Raw genomic sequence first — 19,843 nt, 5'->3', positions numbered from 1 at the left:
ACGCTGTGCAAGCGTCTTTCCGGTAGCTTATTAACGAGGGTGGTACCGCGAGCAGAGTTTCTCGTCCCTTTTGGGGATGAGAGACTTTTTTTGTTTTTCTGGTTAATAAAAAGGATAAGGGTAAGAAATGGAGTGGTTGAAATGGATTATGGCAAAACATTAAATTTATTGCAAACCGATTTTCCGATGAGAGGGAACCTGCCTCAAGCGGAGCCGAAAATTCAAGAACATTGGGATGCCGAAGACATCTATGCCAAAGTGCAGGAGAGTCGCAAGGGCAGAACGAAATTTATTTTGCATGATGGTCCTCCATACGCCAATGGAGATATTCATATCGGGCATGCACTTAACAAAGTTTTGAAAGATATTATCGTTCGTTTTAAAACGCTGCAAGGCTATGATGCACCTTATGTGCCTGGCTGGGATACGCACGGCTTGCCGATCGAGCAAGTAATCACGAACAGTGGAAAAGTCGACCGCAAGAAAATGACGGTTCCTGAGTTCCGTGAATATTGCAAAGAATATGCGCTGCAATCCGTAGAGAAGCAGAAAAGTCAATTCAAGCGTCTGGGTATTCGCGGCGACTGGAAAAACCCGTATATCACACTGCAACCGGAGTATGAGGCAGGACAAATTCGCGTATTCGGCAAAATGGTCCAAAAAGGCTACGTCTATAAGGGCTTGAAGCCGGTTTATTGGTCCCCATCGTCAGAGAGTGCGCTGGCTGAAGCGGAGATCGAGTACAAAGAAAAAACGTCCTCATCGATCTATGTAGCCTTCCCGGTTAAAGACGGTAAAGACAAGCTTCCTCAAGATGCGGCCATCGTCATCTGGACGACGACAGCATGGACGCTTCCGGCCAATCTGGGGATCTCCCTGCATCCGGAATTCGACTATGCTGTGGTGCAAGCAAACGGGAAGAAGTATGTGCTGGCAAAAGGCCTGTTAGATGCGGCAGCGAAAGAAATCGGTTGGAACGATTACGAAGTATTGTCCACGGTGAAAGGGAAAGATCTTGAATACGCAACGTGTCAGCATCCGTTCTATGACCGTGAGTCGCTTGTGATGGTTGGCGAGCATGTGACGCTCGAAGCGGGTACGGGCTGCGTACACACGGCTCCAGGACACGGGGAAGATGACTTTGCCATCGGTCAGCGCTACAACATCGGCGTACTTTGTCCGGTTGACGATCAAGGACACTTTACAGCGGAAGCGCCGGGCTTCGAAGGCTTGTTCTATGAAAAAGGCGGCAAGCTGATCATCGAGAAGCTGCAGGAATCAGGCTTGCTTCTGAAAGCGGGAGAAATTCAGCATCAGTACGCGCATGACTGGCGGACGAAGAAGCCTGTTATTTACCGCGCTACGGAGCAATGGTTCGCTTCCATCGATAAATTCAGACAAGAGATGCTGGATGAAATCAAAAAAGTGAAATGGACGCCGGAGTGGGGAGAAACCCGCTTGCACAACATGATCGCCGATCGTGGAGACTGGTGTATTTCGAGACAGCGTGCATGGGGCGTACCAATCCCGATCTTCTACTGCCGCAGCTGTAATGAACCGCTCGTGAACGAGCAAACGATCGAGCATGTCGCTCAGCTTTTTGAGCAAGAAGGCTCGAATTCATGGTTCATTAAAGAAGAAAAGGACCTGCTTCCGGAAGGAACTTGCTGTTCGAAATGCGGTCATGGCGAATTCCGTAAAGAAACGGATATCATGGACGTATGGTTCGATTCCGGTTCCAGCCACGTGGCCGTACTTGAAGCCCGCCCTGAACTGCAATGGCCGGCAGATCTGTATTTGGAAGGTTCCGACCAATACCGTGGTTGGTTTAACTCCTCCCTGATTACAGGCGTTGCGACGAAAGAGCAATCTCCGTACAAAGGCATTCTGAGTCACGGTTTCACACTCGACGGCGAAGGACGCAAAATGTCCAAGTCGATCGGAAACACGATCGATCCTAATGTTGTGTGCGGCAAGCTGGGTGCCGATATTTTGCGCCTCTGGGTGTCCTCCGTGGATTACCAGTCCGACCACCGGATTTCGGACAATATTTTGAATCAAACGACGGAAGTTTACCGTAAAATCCGCAACACGCTGCGCTTCCTGCTCGGAAACCTCAGTCATTTCAATCCGGCGACAGACCGGGTTGCCGCAGCGAGTTTGTCAGAGCTTGACCGCTATGCATTGATTCGTTTGAACCGTATGATTGAGAAAGTTGTAAAAGCATATGATGCTTATGAATTCAACGTTGTATATCAAACGATTCATCATTTCTGCGCAGTTGAGATGAGCTCGTTCTACTTGGATATTATTAAAGACCGCTTATACGCCAATGCCCCGCAAGATGCTGCGCGTAAAGCATCCCAGACGGTCTTGTATGCTACTTTAGTCGCTGTTACGAAGTTGATTTCGCCAATCTTAGCACATACAGCGGATGAAGTGTGGAAGTACATTCCTGGAGTGGAGCTAAGCAGTGTTCAATTGGCTGAGCTGCCGGAAGTAGATACCAGCTTGTACAACGAGGAATTGGAAAATAAATGGAACAACTTCCTGGATGTTCGGGACGAAGTTTTGAAAGCTCTGGAAGAAGCGCGCAAAGAGAAAGTGATCGGCAACTCTTTAGGAGCAGCTGTACACCTGTATCCGAACGAAGCAACGTATGGCTTGCTTACACAGCTTGAGCAGTTGGATCAATTGTTCATCGTGTCCGCTGTAAATGTTCATCAACCTGGTACCGGAGCGCCTGAGGGAGCTTATCAGTCGAAGGATATTGCGATTGCCATTGCTGTTGCAGACGGCGAGAAGTGCGAACGCTGCTGGATAGTGACCCCAGAGGTTGGGCAAAGTAAAGAACATCCGACCCTGTGTGTCAGATGTAATGAAGTGGTTGCTGCTCATTACCACGAGTAATCAACGAGCAAACGAGCTTGCGCTGATAGCGAAGCTCGTTTGTCCTGTTTTTTAGAGGAGCTCGTCATCGAGTGAACGCTTTTCCGGTTCCAGAAACGGATCGCCTTCATCGCTGTGCATGTAATTCCGGTAAGCCTTGCTGCGCACGATCGTGACATGTTCGCCGTATAGATCCGTGGCTACGAAGCTTTCGAAAGATTCCACGTAGCCTTCATTTTCGTCAGCTTCAATGTACATTTCATTGTAGTTTTCAACGTTAGGATCTTCCGCAAAGGCGGGCGTGTTGGATGTCCCCCAGCTTTCGACGATTTGCCAAGCGTCTTCGCCGTCAAATTCGGTTTCGTCGCTGCGTTCGTCAAAGCTTGTCCGGCCAAAAGGCGGAAACAGAATTTGTTCTTCGACGGGTCTTCGGATCGATCGTTCAGGATCAGGGACGTGCTCTAGACAGTAGAGCGTAGTTGGAATGGCCTGCAAACGCTCAAAAGGAATCGGGGCTTTGCAAAAGACACAATGGCCATAATCCCCTTTTTCCATATGAGCTAAGGCTTCATCAACCTGCTGCAAATGAAATTCGGCATGCTCATTAAGCGATATATCTTTCTCGCGCTCGTAAATTTCTGTAGCCACATCGCCAGGATGATTATCGTACATCGAAAGCTCGCCTGTACCGTCTCGGAAAGAGTTGGACAAGCCGTAATGATCGTTCGTGGCAAAATGTTTTTCGAGATCAAGCTTTTCCTCCAATAATTGCAAATATAATTGTTTGGTTTGTTCCTCGGTTAAATGGCTCATAGGTCGTACAGCTCCCTTCTTACAGCTGATCCTACCGTTATAATGCCGAGCGGCAGTAGTTTTTAGTGAGGTAAATCCTTGCAAATAAGGGACCTCCCATGCTTTCGATAGAAGTTAATGCGTACGAGGCAAGTTTTGCTGAAGCAAAACGCTTAGGAGGAAAAGAACATGAAATATTATTTCTATGCGCTTGTTGTGTTTATTTTGGATCAAGTATCCAAATGGTTCATTGTCAAGAGGATTCCGCTCGGGGAAGAACGTTCTGTACTGGGCGAGTTCTTCATGATTACCTCCCATCGTAACAAAGGAGCGGCTTTCGGCATTTTGCAAAACCAAAGATGGTTTTTCATCGTGATTACGACATTTGTATTGATCGGGATCCTTTGGTATATGCGCCGGACGATCCGCGAGCGGAAGACGTTATTAACTTGTGCGCTAAGTTTGCTGCTTGGGGGAGCGATCGGCAACTTTGTTGACCGTGCACTATTTGGGGAAGTTGTGGATTTCCTGCAGGTTACTTTTGATTTCAGCTTTTTTGGTAAGGACATTTACTACATTTATCCGATCTTCAATATTGCTGATTCCGCTATCGTAATCGGGGTTATCCTCATTTTCTTAGATTCAATTCTTGCTTGGAGAAAAGAGAAAAAGGGAGCGGCACATGAACATAAATCAGACCTCGTCTGAGATCTCATCCAATGATGTTGTGGAATGGACAGTAGACAAACAGTATGCCAATGAAAGAATCGATAAATTCATTACCGAAGCATTGGAAGAAGATGTGTCACGGACCTTGGTGCAGCAATGGGTCAAAGACGGGCACGTTAAAGTCAATGAGAAGACGATCAAACCGAACTATAAGCTGTCCGAGCAGGACGTCATAACGCTCCAAATCCCCGACCCGCAGGGCGTAGAGCTCGTCGCAGAAGACATACCGCTGAACGTAGTTTACGAGGATGCGGATGTCATTGTGATCAATAAGCAGCGGGGACTCGTTGTACATCCTGCGCCCGGGCATTATTCAGGTACGCTAGTCAATGCATTGATGCATCATTGCAAGGATTTGTCGGGCATCAACGGAGAACTGCGTCCCGGCATTGTGCATCGGATCGACAAGGATACCTCGGGTCTGATCATGTCGGCGAAAAATGATAAAGCCCATGCCAGTTTGGCCGAGCAGCTGAAGGCTCATACAGTCAATCGCAAATATATCGCGTTGGTCCATGGGAATTTGCAGCATGATCAAGGGACCATTGATGCGCCGATCGGGCGCGATTCCCATGATCGCAAGATGTATACCGTAACGGAGAAGAACAGCAAACATGCGGTGACCCACTTTGTTGTATTGGAGCGGTTCGGCGATTTCACGCTGGTGGAGCTTAAGCTGGAAACGGGGAGAACGCATCAGATTCGGGTACACATGAAATTTATCGGACATCCGTTAGTCGGCGATCCGATGTACGGCAAAAGCAAAGGCATGTTAATGGACGGTCAAGCGCTGCATGCCGCCATTCTTGGTTTTGAGCATCCGCGGACAGGGGAGTGGCTGCAGTTTGAAGCGCCGATTCCATCCGATATGGAGCACCTGCTGCAAACCATACGAAAATCCTAGGGTTCATCTTGTTGGGGAGAGGAGTGAATCACTTGGACCATTTAATTAATCCACAAGTGAAAGAGATTCAAATTTCAGGTATTCGCAAAATATCCAATCTGGTCAGCACGATTCCAGGAGCGCTAACCTTAACGATTGGACAGCCGGACTTTCCGACGCCGCGCCATATCATTGAAGCGGGACAAAAGGCGCTGGATGAAAATAAAACCGTGTATACGCAAAATCCGGGCTTATTAGAGTTAAGAGAAGCGGTGTCTCACTTCGTTAAAGTGAAATACGGTCAAACCTACCGCGCGGCAGATGAAATTATCGTGACAGCGGGGGCCAGCCAAGCTGTCGATATTGCGCTCCGAACGATCCTTACGCCAGGTGCGGAAGTCATCCTGCCAGCCCCGATTTATCCGGGGTATGAGCCGTTGATTCGTTTAGCCGGCGGCGTTCCCGTATATGTAGATACGAGGGAGAATGGTTTGAAACTAACAGCCGAGCTGCTTGCGCCTTATTTGACCGATCAAACGCGCTGCGTGATTATGTGCTATCCGTCCAATCCGACAGGGCAAGTGCTGAGCAAGCAAGAATTGAGCGATTTGGCACAGCTGCTTCAAGACCGGGAATTGTTTGTTTTATCCGATGAGATATACAGCGAGCTTGTCTACGGGGAATCGCATCAATCTATTGCGACCATCGGCAAGCTGCGGGAAAAAACGATTGTTATTAACGGGTTGTCCAAATCCCATGCGATGACAGGATGGCGGATTGGCTTTACAATGGCGCCAGCCAATATTACGGAGCATATGGTTAAGGTTCACCAGTACAATGTGACCTGCGCCAGCTCGGTAAGCCAGTATGCGGCGCTGGAAGCTTTGACGGCCGGCATTGACGATGCGCTGCCGATGCGGAAAGAGTATGAAGCTCGCAGAGACTATGTCTATGATCGATTGCTGGCAATGGGGTTTGAACTGGATAAACCGGACGGGGCGTTCTATCTGTTCCCTTCCATTACAAAATTCGGACTATCCTCTCAGGAATTCGCGATGAGACTGCTTGAAGAAGAACATGTCGCCGTTGTGCCAGGGGATGCTTTTACTTCCTACGGGGAAGGCTTTATTCGTATTTCTTACGCCTATTCGCAGGAAGTATTGGAAGAGTCGCTGAACCGTGTAGAACGCTTTATAAGCAAATTGTAACTTGCGCAAAAAACCTCCAAAGCCTGCTTTCACAAGGCTTGGAGGTTTTTTTGCATTACTGCTGGGCTTTATATCTGAAATATGCGGTTATTGTGTCTATCGCGACATCAATAGCGCGCTCATCCGGGTCGAGCTTGGCGTTATGCAGGCCGTGCGGGGTGTCTACCCCTAACCAGAACATGAAGCCGGGAATTTGCTCCAGAAAGTAGCCGAAGTCTTCACCGGTCATGGCTTCCGTGCATTCCACAAGCTGAACCTGATCGTTTGTGCGCAGCCACGCCATAAATTCCGAAGTAAGGGCAGGATCATTAAACACTTGGCGATAATTGGAGCCGTAATCGATCGTGACTTTGCATTCAAAGGAACTTTCGATACCGGCTGCGATCGCCTCGATCCGCTTCTTGATCTTGTTCATCGAATCGGCGGAAAGGGTGCGAATCGTACCTTCCAAGCGGCCTTTTTCGGCGATGATGTTCTGCTTCGTGCCCGCTTCCATTTTGCCGATAGTAACCACAGCCGAATCCAGCGGATTCACATTGCGGGAAACGATCGTCTGCAGCTGGCCAACCATTTGTGTCGCCGCGATGATCATATCGTTCGCCTGATGCGGGTAGGCCGCATGTCCGCCTTTGCCTAAGAGGTCGATAAACAGCTCAGAGGTATTGGCGAACAGGATTTCAGGCCGTGTGGCAATCGTGCCCACCGGGTACTCCGGAGCGATATGGAGAGCCACCATTTGATCCGGCTTCCAATCCTGCAGCTCTTCCGCTGCAAGCATCGGCAGGGCGCCGCCGGGGCCTTCCTCCGCTGGCTGAAACAAGACAACCAGGTCGTCCCGCATCGGCTGCTGAGCGAAATGAGCAACAACGCCCATGCCGATGGACATGTGGAAATCATGCCCGCAGGCATGCATGTAACCAGGATGCTGCGAAGGAAACGGAAGTGAAGTTTCCTCCGTGATTGGCAGCCCGTCCATGTCCGCCCGGTAACCGAAGCGTTTGGTCGGATTCGTTCCTTTGATGTAAACCAGAATGCCTGTACGCCATGTACGGATAGTCATCCGATCCTGCGGCAGCTTGGCAAGGTTGTCCAGAAGCAGCTGTTGCGTCTTGAATTCCTGGAAGCCAGGCTCCGGGATTTGGTGCAGCTCACGGCGCAAAAGCGTGAAAGGGCTAAGCATAGCATTCCCTCCAGATGATCTTACAGGGTACGAAGATCTTGTAAGATTTCTGTTTTGGATTTTGTTTTGTCGTCAACTTTTTTGATCACACGTGCAGGAGCACCTGCAACTACCGTATATTCTTCTACGTCTTGAGTAACGATCGCACCAGCGGCAACAACGGAACCTTTACCGATGCGCACGCCTTCCAAAATCACTGCGTTCGCGCCTACAAGCACGTCATCCTCGATTACGCATGGTTGTGCGGAAGGAGGCTCGATGACGCCGGCAACAACAGCTCCGGCTCCGATGTGACACATTTTGCCGACTTGCGCTCTGCCGCCAAGAACCGCGTTCATGTCGATCATCGTGCCGTCGCCTACGGATGCGCCGATGTTGATAAGCGCGCCCATCATAATAACGGCATTGTCTCCGATATGTACTTTATCGCGAATAACCGCGCCTGGCTCGATACGGGCGTTGATGCCTTTCAGGTCAAGCATAGGGATCGCGGAGTTGCGGCGGTCTGATTCAACCACATAATCAGCGATTTGCTCTTTGTTAGCTTCCAGCACAGGGGAGATTTCGCTCCACTCGCCAAATACGACGCCGCTGCCGCCGGAAATGAAGGATTGGCTGCCTTCTCCGAAGTTAATGCCGTCAAGGTTTCCTTTTACATATACTTTCACAGGTGTTTTTTTCTTGCTTTCTTTAATAAACTGAATGATTTCTAGCGTATTCATTTCGCTCATGTGGTGACATCTCCTTCAAAATTAAACTGACTCTCCTATATTAGCAGATAGGGGACGAGGTGAAAAGGACTGCGTAAGGAGCCCGATGAACTCGGTACGCAGTCCTCTGATTATGAAACGGCATTTGAGGCGAATTGGCTGTTGTAAAGGTCGGCATAGAAGCCATGCTGCGAGATGAGCTGTTCGTGCGTTCCTTGTTCAATGACAGTGCCATGATTCATGACAAGAATGAGATCGGCATCCCGAATAGTAGATAGACGATGCGCAATGACAAAGCTCGTGCGATTCTCCATCAGATTGTTCATCGCTCTCTGAATGGAAACTTCCGTCCGAGTATCTACGGAGCTGGTCGCCTCATCGAGAATCAGGATCGCAGGATCCGCGAGAATTGCCCGGGCAATAGTCAGCAGCTGCTTCTGTCCGTGAGAGAGGTTGGAGGCTTCTTCATTCAGCACCGTGTCGTAACCGTCCGGCAGCGTTCGAATGAAATGATCCGCGTAAGCCGCCCGCGCCGCGCTCACAATATCTTCATCGGATGCGCCCTCCCGGCCGTAAGCAATATTATCGCGAATCGTCCCGTTGAACAGCCAAGTGTCTTGCAGAACCATCCCGAAAAGTCCGCGAAGATCGCTGCGGGACATACGGCGTGAATCGATGCCGTCGATGGAAATCGTCCCGCTTTGCAATTCATAGAAGCGCATCAGCAGATTGACGATCGTCGTTTTGCCCGCACCGGTCGGGCCGACAATAGCTACCGTTTGTCCCGGTTTGACCTCAATATTCATATGCTCGATAAGCGGCGTATCCGCTTTGTAGGAGAAAGCGACGTCTTTAAATTGCACATGCCCGCTCACGTTGGATAAAGCTTTGCCGGATGCCTCTTCCAATACTTCCTCAGGCTCATCCAAAAGCTCGAAGATTCGCTCCGCGGCTGCGATTGTGGACTGAATAATGTTCGCGATGTTGGCAACCTGTGTGATCGGCATTCCAAATTGTCCGGAGTATTGAATGAACGCCAAAATATCGCCGATTTTGATCGCGCCATGCGTAACCATGATCCCCCCGATAACGCTGACAAGCACATAACCGATATTGCCGATAAACGACATGAGGGGAAAAATCATCCCGGAAATGAATTGCGCCTTCCAGCCGGAGTGATATAACCGGTTATTAATTTCATTGAACTTCTCGATTGATTTGTGCTCGCGTCCGAAAGCTTTGACTATGGTATGTCCGGTATACATCTCTTCGACGTGGCCGTTTAGCTCGCCAAGCGTTTGCTGTTGTCCTTTGAAATACTTTTGAGACCGTGAAGCAATGAGCTTCGTCCCCCAAATACTTAAAGGCAAAGTAATGATGGTAGCAAGTGTGAGCAAAGGGCTGATGGTCAGCATCATGATGATGATCCCCAGCAGCGTTACGATCGAGGTGATCAACTGCGTCAAGCTCTGCTGCATGGTGGACGAGATCGTATCCACGTCGTTCGTGGCACGGCTCATCATATCCCCGTGACTGCGCGTGTCAAAAAAGGAAAGAGGGACCCGGGTCAGTTTTTCGCTAATATCTTTACGAAGATTAAACACGATTTTCTGAGTGACGCCAACCATGATCCTCTGTTGGATAAATGTTAATACAGCACTGAATACATAAAGCGCAGCGAGAATTAAAACGATCTGAAGGAGCGCATCGAAATCGATTTTGGCGCCGGCTACGCCTTTCAGCTTGGCCATGGAGCCTTCATACAGCTTTGTCGTTGCGTTCCCCATGAGTTTGGGACTGATGATGCTGAATACCGTACTCAGGATTGCAGCCGCAATAACAAAATAGATGGATACCCGGAACGGCTTCATATAGCTGAAAAGGCGGCGCAATGTCCCTTTGAAATCTTTCGCTTTTTGAACCGGCCTGCCCATTGCCCCCATGCCTCCACGGCCAAAATGAGCCGGATTAACTCCTTGCGAGGAAGAAGGGGGCTGCTTTTTCGATTGTTCACTCATGCAATTTCCTCCTCTGACAGCTGGGAAGCCACAATTTCTTGATATACGCTGCAGGTGCTCATCAGTTCGGCATGCGTGCCGATCCCTGCAATACGCCCGTCTTCCAAAACGATGATCCGGTTGGCGTCCATAATGGTGCTGACGCGCTGGGCTACGATGATCTTCGTCGCTTGTTCCGTCTCCACTTTAAGCGCTGCTCTCAGCTTGGCATCGGTTTTGAAGTCAAGCGCGGAGAAGCTATCGTCGAACACATAGATCTCCGGTTTGCGGGCGAGCGCCCGGGCAATGGCGAGCCGCTGCTTCTGACCGCCCGATAAATTCGTTCCGCCTTGGGCGAGAATCGATGCATAACCGTCTTTCAGCTCGGCAATGAAATCTGCCGCTTGGGCAGTCGCTGCCGCCTGGCGGATCTCCTCGTCCGACGCCGTCTCATGTCCGAATCGGATGTTATCGGCAACGGTTCCGGAGAATAACGCTGCTTTTTGCGGCACGTAACCGATATGCTGCCGGAGGCTTTCCAGCTTCAGAGCAGACAAGGGAAGGCCACCAACCGTAATGCTGCCTGCGTTTATATCGTAAAAGCGTAAAAGCAAATTAAGCAGCGTCGTTTTGCCGGAGCCTGTGCCTCCGATGATGGCTGTTACTTCACCGGGCTCCGCCCGGAAGGATATGTCCCGAATCGCCGGCTGTTCAGCGCCAGGATAGCTGAACGTCACATTCTTAAATTCGATCGCAGCTTGATTCGAAGAAAGGCTTTTTGCCTCATTGGCATCATGAATCGTAGAGTTCATGGATAGGACTTCATGAATACGCACGGAAGAGGCGGATGCTCTAGGAATCATCATGAAGATCATCGTCATCATGAACATCGAGAACATAATCTGCATCGCATATTGGATGAAAGCCATCAAATCGCCAATCATCATTTTGTTATCGTCGATCCGCACTCCGCCATACCAAAGGATGACGACAATGCCCAAGTTAAAGACGAGCATCATCACCGGCATCATGGTCGCCATAATGGTGTTTACTTTGATGGCCGTTTGAGTGTAATCGAGGTTCGCTTTCTCAAATTTCTGTTTTTCATGTCCGGAACGGTTAAAAGCGCGAATGACCCGAATGCCGGTTAAATGCTCGCGAAGCACGAGGTTGATGCCGTCGATTTTCACTTGCAGCAATTTAAAAAGCGGGAGCCCTTTGAGCATGATGCCTATGATCGCCAGCGCAAGAATCGGGATAACGGAGATCAGGACAATCGCCAGATGGGCATCTTTGTAGGTGGCCATAATCACACCGCCAATCAGCATCGTCGGCGCGCCGATAAACATCCGCATCATAACGATCACCTGCTGGACTTGCGCGATGTCGTTCGTCGTTCTTGTGATCAGAGATGAGGTGCCGAGCTTGTCAAATTCATGCAACGAAAAGCTTTCGACATGGCTGAAAAGCTTGCCGCGCAAATCTCTGCCGAATCCGGTGGCCGTCCGGGCCAGCAAGTAGCTTGCTATAATGACACAGCCCATTGCGCCCATAGCGACTAAAAGCATATAAACCCCAAAACGGAGAATGTAAGCAACATCTCCTTTCAAGACTCCGACATCGACGATGTCCGAGAGCAAAGTGGGGAGATACAATTGGGCCAGCGACTGCAGAAGCATTAGCGTAATGATAGCAGCAACTGAAATTCTGTACGGTTTCAAAAGCTTGAACAGTTTGAACATGTTTTCCTCCTTAGAGTTTCATAACAAAGCGGAATCCTATTTAATATGTAAATTATAACACATAGGAAATCATCTGCTCAAAAATTCAGCGTTATGCATATTGACAGGTCTTGTCGAAAGTGGCATAATGCTTTTAATTACATATGTACCTTTAAAAACAGTCCAGAGAGGCTGGCAAGGTAGTCGATGAGAAAAGACGGGATAGACCGGGTCGCGGATTCGGTTTATGAACAAGCTTGGGGATGTGCGCATCCTTATGCCCCGCTCTGTATCTTTATGCACGCTAACTCCTTGCCAAATTGGGCAAGGAGTTTTTTGGCATATCTCAACTCGGCCAAACTCAGCCAAAGCTTACGTTGCAAGTTTTCCTACGCTTAGGAGGCGATTCAAATGAACGATGCAGCCGAACACACGATTATTGACGAAATGGGAATTCGTCGTGCTCTTACACGGATTGCGCATGAGATACTTGAAAAGAATAAAGGTGTAGAAAATTGCACCCTGATTGGGATTCGGACCCGAGGCATTTATTTAGCGAAGCGAGTCGCTGAACGGATTTTAGAAATTGAAGGAATTCCGGTTCCTGTCGGTGAGATTGATATCACTTCCTATCGGGACGACCGGGTTAAAGTGAAATCCGCCCTAAACGTCCAAGAAGGCGGACGCATCCAAATTCAAGACCGCAAAATCATCCTTTTCGATGATGTCCTTTTTACAGGGCGGACCGTGCGGGCAGCGATGGATGCCTTAATCGACTTGGGCAGGCCGCAAATGATTCAATTGGCCGTGCTTGTGGACAGAGGGCATCGCGAGCTGCCGATTCGCCCTGATTATGTAGGAAAGAACGTACCTACCTCCAAAAGTGAAAGCATTGAAGTGCTGCTAACGGAAATCGACGAGAAAGACGGCGTCATCATATTTCAACAGAGGGGGAAACAGGAGTGAGCATAGTGAGTGCACAAACAAAGCATTTTCTGGGATTGAAAGGGGTTAGCTCAGGGGAAATCATGAGCATCCTGGACCGGGCGGCACATTGGGAGCAGTATCCTGCGAAAGTGACGAATCAATTCCAAGGCAAATTCGTTTCCAACTTATTTTTTGAAAATAGTACTAGAACCCGGTTTTCCTTCGAAATGGCGCAAAAGCGTCTAGGTGCGGAAGTGCTTAATTTCTCTGCTGCGGAGTCAAGCGTACAGAAAGGCGAGTCGATCTACGACACGGTCCGCACGCTGGAGTCTATGGGCATCGACGCAGGTGTCATCCGCTTGAAGCCCAATGGCGTGCTCCAAGAGCTCGCCGAGCACATCCAAATCCCGCTGATCAACGCGGGTGACGGCAACAATGAGCATCCGACGCAGGCGCTGCTCGACTTCTACACGATGCGCAAGCAGTTCGGCGCCATCAAAGGGCTGACCGTCTCCATCGTCGGCGACATCCTGCACAGCCGGGTGGCGCGCTCCAACCTGTGGGGCTTGCTCGAACTTGGCGCCAAAGTGCAGTTCTGCGCGCCGGCCAGCATGCAGGCTCCGGAGCTCGCAGAGTTCGCGCCGTATGTGTCCTTCGACGAAGCGCTGAAAGCAGACGTCGTGATGATGCTGCGCGTACAGCTGGAACGCCACAACTCAGGACTGCTGCGCTCGGCCGAAGAATACCGCGAACAGTACGGTCTGACGATAGAGCGCGCAAGCCGCATGGCGCCACACGCGATCATCATGCATCCTGCTCCGGTCAACCGCAACGTGGAACTGGACGATGCACTGGTCGAACATGAAAAATCGAAAATTTTCACGCAAATTGCTCACGGCGTTCCGATTCGCATGGCCGTCATTGAACGAGCTTTATCATAAAACAGGGGGATTTCATCACAATGGGCATTTGGATTCTAAACGGACTTACAGTTGACGCAAATAATGTACAAGCGAAGAAACACATCTTTGTGGAAAATGATAAAATTGCCCAGGTTCTGGACGCAGATGGCGGTTCAGCTCCGCAAACGGAAGGTCATGAAGTGATCGATGCGGCAGGCAAACTGGTAGCGCCAGGCTTTATCGACATGCATGTTCACTTGAGAGAGCCTGGCTTTGAACATAAGGAAAATATTGCGACGGGCACGCGTTCCGCGGCAAGAGGCGGTTTTACAACGATTGCCTGCATGCCGAATACAAGACCGGTTATCGACACCGTGGATACGGTGAAGTACATATTGGATAAAGCGGCTGCAGAAGGCGTCGTTCGCGTCCTTCCATACGGCACGATTACGAAGAATGAGCTTGGCCGCGATTTGACCGACTTTGCAGCGCTGAAAGAAGCCGGTGTTATCGGCTACACGGATGACGGCGTAGGCGTGCAAAGCGCGCAAATGATGAAGGATGCCATGACGCTGGCTGCATCCATCGGCATGCCGATCATCGCTCACTGCGAGGATGATACGCTAGTTGTCGGAGCGCCGGTCAGCGAAGGCTCCTTCGCGAAGAAGCACGGACTCAAAGGCATTCCGAACGAATCCGAGGCGATTCATGTAGGGCGCGATGTGCTGCTGGCTGAAGCGACCGGGGTTCACTACCACGTGTGCCACGTATCCACAGAGCAATCGGTTCGCCTGATCCGTCATGCGAAGCAGTTCGGAATCAAAGTGACAGCAGAAGTATGCCCGCATCACTTGGTGCTGTCGGATGAAGACATTCCGGGGCTTGACGCCAACTGGAAGATGAACCCGCCGCTGCGTACGCCGCGCGATGTGCAAGCTGTCATCGAAGGTCTGGAAGACGGGACGATCGACATTATCGTAACGGACCATGCCCCGCATTCGGAAGAGGAGAAAGCGAAAGGCATGATGCTTGCGCCGTTCGGAATTCTTGGCTTTGAAACAGCCTTCAACCTGCTGTATACAAAATTTGTTCTGACAGGCCAATGGACGCTGGGCTTCCTGGTCGATCGAATGACGAAAAAACCTGCTGAAGTATTCGGACTTCCATACGGAACTTTGAATGTAGGAAGCGTAGCGGACATTACGATCGTAGATCTGGAAACCGAACGCGAGGTTATCAAAGAAGAGATCGTTTCACGCAGCAAAAACACACCGTTTATCGGATGGAAGCTGAAGGGCTGGCCGGTCGTCACGATCGCCTCTGGTAAAATCGTTTATTCATAAAAACGACAAGAACGATCTGTACGGGGAACTTATTTTCGTGTATATTTATACAAACTGATAATTTTTTATGCAAGTCTATGCGAGCGAGACATTCATAAGATGCAAGCAGGACATCCGCGATTCGTGAGAATCGCCTGACAATAGTGAAGGAGCTGAACATACATGCAGGCAAGATTGTTGCTGGAAGACGGCACGCTTTTTACAGGAAAATCGTTCGGTAGTGAAGGGGAGTCCGTCGGCGAGGTTGTATTTAACACGGGGATTACAGGGTATCAAGAGGTTCTTTCGGACCCTTCCTACTGCGGTCAAATCGTGACGATGACTTATCCGTTAGTGGGGAACTACGGTGTGATTCGCGATGATTTTGAATCCGTACGCCCATTCATTCATGGCTTTGTCGTTCGTGAGCATGAAGAAGTTCCGAGCAACTGGAGAGCGCAATACACGCTTGGCAGCCTGCTCAAGGAATATGGCATCGTAGGCATCAGCGGCATCGATACGCGCATGCTGACTCGTAAAATCCGCCATCACGGCGTTATGAAAAGCTTGCTGACTACATCCAATAAATCCGTTGCAGAGCTGACTGAAATCCTGAGAGGAACTTCCCTCATGACGGATCAAGTTGCCCGTGTCTCCACGAAAAGTGTTTACGGCGCGCCTGGTCACAAAGAGCGTATCGTGCTCGTTGACTTCGGAGCAAAAAGCGGAATCATCCGCGATCTGAGCAAACGCGACTGTGACGTTGTCGTTGTGCCTCAAGACGCAACTGCGGAACAAATTCGCCGCCTTGCACCGGACGGCGTCCTGCTGTCCAACGGCCCTGGGGATCCGAAAGACGTTCCTCACGCTGTCGAAATGATCAAAGGCCTGCTGGGCGATATCCCGCTCTTCGGCATTTGCTTGGGCCACCAGTTGTTCGCACTCGCTTGCGGTGCGGACACGGATAAATTGAAATTCGGCCACCGCGGCGGCAACCACCCGGTTAAAGATCTCGCTTCCGGACGCTGCTACATTACATCGCAAAACCATGGCTACACGGTTAAAGAGGAGTCCGTCGCAGGAACTGATCTTGAAGTGACGCACATTAATAATAACGACCGTACAATCGAAGGCTTGAAACATAAGGAATACCCTGCGTTTTCGGTTCAATACCACCCGGAAGCAGCGCCTGGACCTTTTGACTCCAGCTACCTGTTCGATGATTTCATCTCGCTGATTCGTCAGCACAAACGCGATAATCCGCAGCAGCCGCGCCAAGCGCAAATGCTTGCACAGTGGAAAGCGTCCGCGGCATCGTCATCTGTAAGTAAGGAGGAACTGCAATATGCCAAAAAATAATACACTCAAAAAAATCCTCGTGATCGGTTCCGGCCCGATCGTTATCGGTCAGGCTGCGGAATTCGACTACGCGGGAACGCAAGCTTGCCAAGCATTGAAAGAAGAAGGCATGGAAGTTATCCTGATCAACTCCAACCCGGCTACGATCATGACGGATACGAACATGGCGGATAAAGTATATATCGAACCGATTACGCTTGAATTCGTAACACAAATCATTCGTCAAGAACGTCCGGACGGCTTGCTTCCGACACTGGGCGGTCAAACGGGTCTTAACATGGCGGTAGAACTGGCTCGCGCCGGAGTTCTGGAGAGCGAGAACGTGAAGCTGCTGGGAACTCAGCTGACGGCGATTGAGAAAGCGGAAGACCGCGACCTTTTCAGAGACTTGATGAGAGAATTGGAGCAGCCGGTACCGGATAGCGTTATCGTAACAACGGTAGCTCAGGCTGTCGATTTTGCTAACGAAATCGGCTTCCCGATCATCGTTCGCCCTGCTTACACATTGGGTGGTACCGGCGGCGGTATTTGTAACACGATGGAAGAGCTGACGGAAATCGTAGCTTCCGGAATTCGTTACAGTCCAATCGGCCAATGTCTCGTTGAACGCAGTATTGCGGGCATGAAAGAAGTCGAGTATGAGGTTATGCGCGACGCGAACGACAACTGTATCGTCGTTTGTAACATGGAGAACTTTGATCCAGTAGGCGTACATACGGGAGACAGTATCGTTGTAGCGCCAAGCCAAACGCTGTCGGACCGCGAATATCAAATGCTTCGCTCCGCTTCTCTGAAAATTATCCGCGCTTTGAACATCGAAGGCGGTTGTAACGTACAATATGCGCTTGATCCGCACAGCTTCCAATATTATGTCATTGAAGTTAACCCGCGCGTAAGCCGCTCTTCGGCGCTTGCATCCAAAGCGACGGGCTATCCGATTGCCAAAATGGCGGCTAAAATCGCGATCGGCTATACACTAGATGAGCTTGTCAATCCGGTAACGGGTCAAACGTATGCATGCTTCGAGCCTGCACTTGACTATATCGTATCCAAAATTCCGCGCTGGCCGTTCGATAAATTTACAGCTGCCAACCGCAAGTTGGGGACACAAATGAAAGCGACCGGCGAAGTAATGGCTATTGGCCGTACGTTCGAAGAGTCCATTCATAAAGCTGTCCGCTCGCTGGAAATCGGCGTACACCGTTTGTTCCTGAAAGAAACGGACCTTCTGGATACGGAAACATTGGAATTCCGCCTGCAAAAGCCTGACGATGAGCGCTTGTTCTTACTAGCGGAAGCTTACCGCAGAGGCTATACCGTAGAACAATTGCAAAATTTGACGAAAATTGACTGGTGGTTCTTGAACAAGCTGGAAGGCCTGATCAAGTTCGAGAAAGAAATCGCAGCGAGTGAACTGACGGCTGACCTGCTTTTCGAAATTAAGCGTAAAGGTTTTACCGACCGCGCAGTTGCTGAAATTCGTACGCTTGCTGGCTGCACGACATTCATTAACGAAGCTGAAGTAAGAGCGTATCGCTTGAAGATGAACATCAAGCCGGTCTACAAAATGGTTGATACTTGCGCAGCGGAGTTCGAAGCTTCAACGCCATACTACTATTCAACTTATGAGCAAGAAGATGAAGTAACGGAATCCGCCAAAGAGAAAGTCGTTGTGCTTGGCTCCGGTCCAATCCGTATCGGTCAAGGCATCGAGTTCGACTACTCAACCGTTCACGCGGTATGGGCGATTCAAGCTGCCGGTTACGAAGCCGTTATTATTAACAACAACCCGGAGACAGTTTCCACTGACTTCAATACATCCGATCGTTTGTACTTCGAGCCATTGTTCTTCGAGGATGTCATGAACGTAATCGAGCGCGAAAACCCAATCGGCGTTATCGTACAGTTCGGCGGACAAACAGCGATCAATCTGGCTGCTCCTCTGCACAAAGCAGGCGTTCGCATTCTGGGCTCCGATCTGGAAAGCATCGACACCGCTGAAGATCGCAAGAAATTCGAAGCTTTGCTAAGCAAGCTTTCCATTGCACAGCCTCCTGGCGGTACAGTAACATCGGTCAATGATGCGGTTGGTACTGCAGCGAAGTTCGGTTATCCGGTCATCGTTCGACCTTCCTACGTTCTAGGCGGACGTGCGATGGAAATCGTCTACTCCGATGAAGAATTGTTGAACTACATGGAATATGCGGTGAAGATCAACCCTGAGCACCCGGTTCTAATCGACCGCTACATGCTTGGTAAAGAAGTAGAGGTTGACGCCATTTGCGATAGAGAAACCGTTCTGATCCCTGGCATCATGGAGCACGTTGAGCGCGCAGGGGTTCACTCCGGCGATTCCATCGCCGTGTATCCGCCGCAATCGATCTCGGATGCGATTAAAGCGCAAATTATCGAGATTACAACCAAAATCGGTCTTGAACTGAACGTCGTCGGCTTGGTGAACATCCAGTTCGTTATCCACAACGAACAAGTGTATGTTATCGAGGTTAACCCGCGTTCTTCCAGAACGGTGCCATTCTTAAGCAAAGTAACGAACATCCCGATGGCTAACGTGGCAACCCGCGTCATTATGGGACAAAAGCTTGCTGATATGGGTTACAAAAGCGGTCTATGGCCGGAAGATAGCTATGTTTCGGTTAAAGTGCCTGTCTTCTCCTTTGCGAAGCTTCGCCGTGTAGACACAACGCTCGGACCTGAAATGAAGTCGACAGGCGAGGTTATGGGCCGCGATACGAACTTTGCTAAGGCGCTCTACAAAGGGTTAATCGGTGCAGGCATGAAAATTCCATCCGCCGGTTCAGTCGTAGTTACCGTCGCTGACAAAGACAAAGAAGAAGCGATTGACATTTTAAAAGGCTTCTACCGTCTTGGCTATAAAATCATCGCAACGGGCGGAACGGCGACAGCCATCGAAGAAGCCGGTCTGCCGGTAACAACGGTACACAAGCTAAGCGAAGGCTCGCCTAATATCTTGGATCTGATCCGCAGCGGAGACGCGCAGTTCGTCGTAAATACGCTGACCAAAGGCAAAACGCCAGAGCGCGACGGATTCCGTATTCGCCGTGAAGCGGTCGAGAACGGCGTGGTTTGTATGACATCTTTGGATACGGTAAGAGCGCTCGTTAATATGCTTGAAGCTATCAATTTCTCTTCACGCGCTATGCCGGTTCATGTCTAAGGAAGAGGTGGCGGACTTGTCAGTAATT

Annotated in this window: 14 protein-coding genes and 1 other annotated feature (1 of these 15 running past the window's edge); of the genes, 9 read left to right on the top strand and 5 right to left on the bottom strand. The window is 50.0% G+C overall.

The window, feature by feature from the left end; translation table 11 throughout:
- Positions 1 to 72: a binding site (T-box leader), on the top strand (it extends 176 nt beyond the left edge of the window).
- A gap of 69 nt (positions 73 to 141) precedes the next feature.
- Complete coding sequence (gene ileS, locus AC3WRW_RS05970) at positions 142 to 2,910, top strand: isoleucine--tRNA ligase (protein WP_492545438.1); 2,769 nt, start codon at positions 142 to 144, stop codon at positions 2,908 to 2,910.
- Between the two features lie 51 nt (positions 2,911 to 2,961).
- Here ileS and AC3WRW_RS05965 read toward each other — a convergent pair whose 3' ends face one another.
- The gene (locus tag AC3WRW_RS05965; protein ID WP_492545437.1) at positions 2,962 to 3,702 is read right to left on the bottom strand and encodes a TraR/DksA C4-type zinc finger protein; all 741 of its coding nucleotides are present in this window, start codon (positions 3,700 to 3,702) and stop codon (positions 2,962 to 2,964) included.
- A gap of 168 nt (positions 3,703 to 3,870) precedes the next feature.
- On the opposite strand from AC3WRW_RS05965, the gene lspA reads away from it, so the two are divergent.
- Genes lspA through AC3WRW_RS05950 form a run of 3 tightly spaced genes read left to right on the top strand, consistent with a single transcriptional unit; the run spans position 3,871 to position 6,501 of the window.
- Complete coding sequence (lspA, locus tag AC3WRW_RS05960) at positions 3,871 to 4,389, top strand: signal peptidase II (protein ID WP_492545436.1); 519 nt, start codon at positions 3,871 to 3,873, stop codon at positions 4,387 to 4,389.
- On the top strand, positions 4,364 to 5,314 hold the full coding sequence (locus AC3WRW_RS05955) for an RluA family pseudouridine synthase (RefSeq protein ID WP_492545435.1): 951 nt from the start codon (positions 4,364 to 4,366) through the stop codon (positions 5,312 to 5,314). The genes lspA and AC3WRW_RS05955 overlap by 26 nt, the downstream gene beginning before the upstream one ends.
- A 32-nt stretch (positions 5,315 to 5,346) precedes the next feature.
- Positions 5,347 to 6,501, top strand: a complete 1,155-nt coding sequence (locus tag AC3WRW_RS05950) for an aminotransferase A (RefSeq protein ID WP_492545434.1) — start codon at positions 5,347 to 5,349, stop codon at positions 6,499 to 6,501.
- Between the two features lie 55 nt (positions 6,502 to 6,556).
- Here AC3WRW_RS05950 and AC3WRW_RS05945 read toward each other — a convergent pair whose 3' ends face one another.
- The 4 genes from AC3WRW_RS05945 to AC3WRW_RS05930 all read right to left on the bottom strand — a co-directional run bounded on the left by AC3WRW_RS05945 (position 6,557) and on the right by AC3WRW_RS05930 (position 12,130).
- A complete protein-coding gene (locus AC3WRW_RS05945) occupies positions 6,557 to 7,681 on the bottom strand; it encodes an N-acetyldiaminopimelate deacetylase (RefSeq protein ID WP_492545433.1) in 1,125 nt (374 codons plus the stop codon).
- Positions 7,682 to 7,701: 20 nt separating this feature from the next.
- Positions 7,702 to 8,412 (bottom strand): 2,3,4,5-tetrahydropyridine-2,6-dicarboxylate N-acetyltransferase, encoded by a 711-nt coding sequence (gene dapD, locus AC3WRW_RS05940; protein ID WP_171686183.1) that lies wholly within the window; start codon positions 8,410 to 8,412, stop codon positions 7,702 to 7,704.
- A 110-nt stretch (positions 8,413 to 8,522) separates the two neighbouring features.
- A complete protein-coding gene (locus tag AC3WRW_RS05935) occupies positions 8,523 to 10,409 on the bottom strand; it encodes an ABC transporter ATP-binding protein (protein WP_492545432.1) in 1,887 nt (628 codons plus the stop codon).
- The gene (locus tag AC3WRW_RS05930; protein WP_492545431.1) at positions 10,406 to 12,130 is read right to left on the bottom strand and encodes an ABC transporter ATP-binding protein; all 1,725 of its coding nucleotides are present in this window, start codon (positions 12,128 to 12,130) and stop codon (positions 10,406 to 10,408) included. Before AC3WRW_RS05930 ends, AC3WRW_RS05935 begins: the two co-directional genes overlap by 4 nt.
- A gap of 390 nt (positions 12,131 to 12,520) precedes the next feature.
- Between AC3WRW_RS05930 and pyrR the strand changes: the two genes are divergently transcribed.
- The 5 genes from pyrR to carB all read left to right on the top strand — a co-directional run bounded on the left by pyrR (position 12,521) and on the right by carB (position 19,815).
- Positions 12,521 to 13,075, top strand: coding sequence for a bifunctional pyr operon transcriptional regulator/uracil phosphoribosyltransferase PyrR (pyrR, locus tag AC3WRW_RS05925; RefSeq protein WP_492545430.1), 555 nt, complete (start codon positions 12,521 to 12,523; stop codon positions 13,073 to 13,075).
- Positions 13,072 to 13,977: an aspartate carbamoyltransferase catalytic subunit gene (locus AC3WRW_RS05920; RefSeq protein WP_492545429.1), complete on the top strand. Its 906-nt coding sequence runs from the start codon at positions 13,072 to 13,074 to the stop codon at positions 13,975 to 13,977. Before pyrR ends, AC3WRW_RS05920 begins: the two co-directional genes overlap by 4 nt.
- A gap of 20 nt (positions 13,978 to 13,997) precedes the next feature.
- Positions 13,998 to 15,281 carry a dihydroorotase gene (pyrC, locus tag AC3WRW_RS05915; protein WP_492545428.1) on the top strand — a complete coding sequence of 428 codons (1,284 nt, stop codon included), beginning with the start codon at positions 13,998 to 14,000 and terminating at the stop codon, positions 15,279 to 15,281.
- Between the two features lie 162 nt (positions 15,282 to 15,443).
- Positions 15,444 to 16,619, top strand: coding sequence for a glutamine-hydrolyzing carbamoyl-phosphate synthase small subunit (gene carA, locus AC3WRW_RS05910; RefSeq protein ID WP_492545427.1), 1,176 nt, complete (start codon positions 15,444 to 15,446; stop codon positions 16,617 to 16,619).
- A complete protein-coding gene (gene carB / locus AC3WRW_RS05905) occupies positions 16,606 to 19,815 on the top strand; it encodes a carbamoyl-phosphate synthase large subunit (protein WP_492545426.1) in 3,210 nt (1,069 codons plus the stop codon). Before carA ends, carB begins: the two co-directional genes overlap by 14 nt.
- Positions 19,816 to 19,843 lie beyond the last annotated feature (28 nt).

Source organism: Paenibacillus sp. FW126-R14 (assembly GCF_058789495.1).
Note: the sequence above shows the minus strand (reverse complement) of the source record. Positions and strands in the feature narration are given on the sequence as shown.